The organism is Frisingicoccus sp. (assembly GCA_016298055.1).
Taxonomy (GTDB): domain Bacteria; phylum Bacillota; class Clostridia; order Lachnospirales; family Lachnospiraceae; genus Frisingicoccus.
Map to the genome: position 1 here is coordinate 1 of JAEDDO010000282.1, position 2005 is coordinate 2005.

Consider the following 2005-nt stretch of genomic DNA (forward strand, 5'->3'; position numbering starts at 1 on the left):
TCCCCGATAATAGAGTTTTTCTTCATTACTTTTATTCACTTAATCGACTTATGATCTCCTCACAGATATCCTGCACCCTTCGTCCGTCTGTCTCCACAGAAATGTCCGATGCAGCTTCATACTTTGGTCTTCTTTTTTCTAAAAGGTCACCGATGAATTCAACATTTTTATTGCCCTTAAGGAGCGGTCTGCTGTCATCATTCTTCACCCGTTTCAAAATTGTTTCCGGTGTTGCCGTCAGCCAGACAACCGTGCCCGCTTCTTTCATAATAGAGGCATTCTCATCTCGAAGAGCCATACCGCCGCCGCAGGAAACGATCAGATTTTTTTCATCTTTTAATCTTCTCAAAAGATCTGTTTCCATATTTCGAAAAGCTTCTTCGCCTTTTTGGGCAAAAATATCGGAAATCGTCATTCCTTCCTGCTCCACGATCAGTGCGTCTGTATCAATCTCTTTCATACCCAGTATCTTTTTTAACCGGGCGGATACGGTTGACTTTCCTGTCCCCATAAAGCCTATCAGTAAAATATTTTTTCTTTCCATGTTCATCTATCCTGTCTTTGTAAAATTTGGTTTTAATTATACCAATTATACACTCAAACCGCAAGAAAAAAGCCACAGCAGACTGCCGTGGCTTTTAGATGATCTTCTATTTTCCATCGATAACTGCTCTGGAAATAACCATCTTCTGAACTTCGGATGTTCCCTCATACAACGGAATGATACGTGCGTCACGATACTGGCGTTCAATCGCATAATCTTTCATATAACCGTATCCGCCATGGATCTGAAGGGATTTATGGGTAACATAGACCGCATTCTCAGATGCATAATATTTTGCCATAGCAGCAAGTTTTCCGATATTTTCTCCGTGCTGGCGACGGTCTGCTGCGTTTAAGGTCAGCATCTTGGCAGCTTCTGTCCGTGTTGCCATATCTGCCAGATACCACTGGAGACCCTGGTTGGCATTGATCGGTTTGCCAAACTGTACACGCTGTTTTGCATAGGTCACTGCTGCCTCTAAAGCACCTTCTGCCACACCGACACCCTGGGAAGCCATACCGATACGTCCTCCGTCAAGACCCGCCATAGCGATCATAAATCCTCGTCCTTCTTTTCCTAAAAGCTGAGTTCTCGGCACCCGGCATTCATCGAAAATAAGCTCAGATACAGGTGCTGCGCGCAGCCCCATCTTGTCCTCAACTTTTCCGATTGAAAATCCTTTTGTTCCACGGTCAACGATAATTGCAGACATACCTTTTGTCTTTTTTGCCGGATCGGTCAGTGCGATTAAAATTACATAATCACCTTCATCCTCACCCATGTTACTGATAAAGCATTTGGAACCGCTGATCACATAATCATCCCCGTCAACAACTGCCTTTGTTCGTGCAGCTGCCGCGTCGGATCCCGCATTTGGTTCTGTGAGAGCAAATGCGCCGACAGCACCTTTACATGCCATCGTCAAATATTTCTTTTTCTGTTCTTCTGTACCATTGCGTAAAATGATATCATTTGTCAGTGTGTGTACCGCAATCAGCTCAGCTACACTGGCATCTACTTTTGCAATTTCCATAATAACAAGGGCTTTTGTCACTTCATCAATACCTGCGCCGCCATATTCGGTCGGTACATTCATTCCAAGAAATCCCACATCTGCCACCTTCTGAACAAGGCCCGGCACGAAATGAGCATTGCGATCCATCTCCTCTGCAACAGGTGCCAACTCTTTCTCAGCAAAAGTCTTTGCCAGCTGAATAATCATCTTCTGTTCCGGATTCAAAATAAAACTCATACAAACGCCTCCCTGACTTAAATTTCCTATGTCTTTTTTACCAGCAAATTTTATGCCACAATGACATATTCTGAAAAAATGCCATTTTAAGCCTTTTTTTGTTCTGTAAAAATCCGGAAAAAAGAAAAAAGTGATGTTAAAATGCATCACTTTTTGTCCGGTAAACCCTCATTTTTCCTTTTTTTCATGACTTTTCTTCGTGATGCACA

At 43.0% G+C, this 2005-nt stretch carries 2 protein-coding genes; both read right to left on the minus strand.

Annotated elements, in window-relative coordinates:
- Positions 1–31: 31 nt before the first annotated feature.
- On the minus strand, positions 32–544 hold the full coding sequence (locus QZZ35_RS11605) for a shikimate kinase (RefSeq protein ID WP_291237547.1): 513 nt from the start codon (positions 542–544) through the stop codon (positions 32–34).
- Positions 545–650: 106 nt separating this feature from the next.
- Positions 651–1796 carry an acyl-CoA dehydrogenase family protein gene (locus QZZ35_RS11610; protein WP_291235212.1) on the minus strand — a complete coding sequence of 382 codons (1146 nt, stop codon included), beginning with the start codon at positions 1794–1796 and terminating at the stop codon, positions 651–653.
- Between the last annotated feature and the right edge of the window lie 209 nt (positions 1797–2005).

What these genes read in the sequence shown, in the direction of transcription:
- QZZ35_RS11605 (WP_291237547.1), bottom strand. Translation starts at nt 544, where the DNA reads ATGGAAAGAAAAAATATTTTACTGATAGGCTTTATGGGGACAGGAAAG.
- QZZ35_RS11610 (WP_291235212.1), bottom strand. Translation starts at nt 1,796, where the DNA reads ATGAGTTTTATTTTGAATCCGGAACAGAAGATGATTATTCAGCTGGCA.